This window comes from Mesorhizobium sp. M7A.F.Ca.ET.027.02.1.1 (assembly GCF_004022985.1).
In the GTDB taxonomy this organism is placed as follows: domain Bacteria; phylum Pseudomonadota; class Alphaproteobacteria; order Rhizobiales; family Rhizobiaceae; genus Mesorhizobium.
Genome location: NZ_RZOL01000633.1, coordinates 1 through 2,259 on the forward strand (window position 1 = coordinate 1; position 2,259 = coordinate 2,259).

1 protein-coding gene and 2 pseudogenes are annotated in these 2,259 nt (G+C 60.4%); 2 read left to right on the forward strand and 1 reads right to left on the reverse strand.

Going from position 1 to position 2,259, the window contains the following annotated elements:
• A pseudogene (locus EN749_RS38360) lies at positions 1 to 208 on the reverse strand (hypothetical protein); the annotation flags it as partial.
• Between the two features lie 220 nt (positions 209 to 428).
• On the opposite strand from EN749_RS38360, the pseudogene EN749_RS34435 reads away from it, so the two are divergent.
• Together EN749_RS34435 and EN749_RS34440 are read left to right on the forward strand one after the other, a co-directional pair.
• Positions 429 to 1,970: pseudogene (locus EN749_RS34435) on the forward strand (ISL3 family transposase).
• Positions 1,971 to 1,973: 3 nt separating this feature from the next.
• Positions 1,974 to 2,259 (forward strand): transposase (locus tag EN749_RS34440; RefSeq protein WP_145991139.1); only part of this gene is annotated, 286 nt, incomplete at its 3' end.

Consider the following 2,259-nt stretch of genomic DNA (forward strand, 5'->3'; position numbering starts at 1 on the left):
TTCCGTTACTGTCGCGGCCCTTAGGGTTCTGCGACGGCTGCCTCCGCTTGTGGACGATCGACTTTCCATCCGAGTGTCCGGCCCCGCCATAGGCCGCCAGAACGGCCCCTGCGAAATAGATCATCAGACCCGTCATCGTGGCCGGTGCACCCATCTCTACGGAAGCATCCTGCAGGCGATGCGCGCGCCGACCGGCAGCAGCCGTCATGGAGGCTCACCAGTGAAAAAACTCCAAGAGCCCTATTCTCACATTAAGTGGTAAGCGCCAAGAGCGATTATCAAATTAACTGCTAATTCTCAAATTAGGTGCCTGCCTAAGCATTTGGAATCGTTTGTATGGCATTCTCATAATTAATTGCCAAGTGACAACTCAATCTCGCTCCATGTGCAGGGTGATGTCGCGCAATTTTCGAGAGGGAATCAGCGCGATGAAACAGAGATTTGGGTCGACGAGACTGGCGCCGGCGGGGTTGCTCGTCGAGCATGCCGAAATCAACACGGATTGTGTATTTCTTGACGTGCGCGCTACGGCGCTTTCGGCTACGTGCCCGTGCTGCGGGACGAGTTCACGCCGGACCAGAGCCGATATATGCGGCAAGCCGCCGATCTGCCCATCGCTGGCCGGCGGGTGGTCTTGCGGGTAACGGTTCGCCGTTTCTGGTGCGACGCCGTTCTTTGCCGCCGCCGCATTTTTGCCGAACGGTTTGGCGCCTTGGGCCGTTGTCGCGAAGAACCGGACGCCTTGAGACCATCGTTCACCACTTGGGACTGGCGCTGGGCGGCAGGCCTGCAGCCGCCTTTGCCGATCGCCTGATGATGCCGGTGAGCAATGATACCCTGTTGCGTGTCGTGCGCCGGCGGACCGAACAGCCGCGCGATAAGCTCGCCATCATCGGCATCGACGACTTCGCGTTCCGGCGCGGCCAACGATACGGAACGATTGTCTGCGATCTTGAGCGCCGCAGGCCAGTGACATTGCTGCCTGATCGCGAACAGGCGACATCGCAGGCTTGGCTGGCGAACCATCCTTCCATTATGACTGTCGCTCGCGATCGGGGTGGCGGATACGGCGAGGCGATCGCTAAGGCCTTGCCTCATGCCGATCAGGTGGCCGACCGCTGGCATCTGATGGAAAACGCCAGCCGCGCTTTCCTTGATGCAGTCAGCAAGCCCATGCGGCAGATCCGAAAGACCGTCGGCAGCACCATCATCGATCCAAAGCTTCTCACCTATGCCGAACGGCTGCAATATGAAGGATATCTGCGTCGCCAGGAGACAAACGAGGCCATTCTGGAATTGTCGAAGCAGGGTGTGCCGATCAAGCAGATCGTCAAGGTACCGGACATAGCCGCAAGCTCGTCCGCAGCGTCCTGCGCGGTCAGCGCTCCGACATGTTCCGCGTCCGGCAGAGTTCGCTCGAGGAATGGCTTCCCTGGCTTGACGGCCGCTGGGACCAAGGCGCGCGCAACGCTTCGGCGCTCTGGCGCGAAATGTGCAAGAAAGGCTTTCGTGGCCAGATCGGCGTCGTCTCTGAATGGGCGCGGCGCAGACGCCTTGCTGAAAGGGCCGATCAAAGCGCACTTGCCCGCACGCCTTCGGCACGAAGCATCGCCAGGCTCATGACGCTGGCGCGTGACGACCTGCCCAAATCGGACGCTGTACTGATCGCGGCAATCGAGAGCAATGTTCCTGACCTCGTCACCGCGCGAACGCTGATCGACGACTTTCAGCAGATGATCCGATCAAAGGCGGTCGCAAAACTGAGCGCTTGGCTCGAGCGCGCGAAAGCAAGCCTCGTCGGCTCCTTTGCAAACGGGGTCGAGAAGGACATCGCCGCAGTGCGCAACGCCATTATCTCTCCGTGGTCGAATGGCCACACCGAAGGCCAGATCACCAAGCTCAAACTCATCAAGCGGTACGGCCGCGCCAAGATTGATGTGCTCCAGGCGCGCCTCGTCGGTGCAACTTAGGCTGTGGCCGCAGCGAGAGTGCGTCAGAGCCCTCATTCCACGAAAAATCACAACCTGATTGTCGCCGTCACGTTCGTCACCGAAGTCGGCGACGCCAGCCGGTTCGAAAGCCCGCGTCAGCTTTGGGATATCTCGGTCTGGTTCCCGGCGAGCGCTCAACCGGGGGAGACAGTCCGGTGCGGCGGCATCACAAAGGCAGGCAACGGGCGGGTTCGCCACATGTTGGTCGAGAGCGCCTGGACCTATCGACATCCGCCCAAGGTCGGGAAGGCGAAGCTATACCGATTGG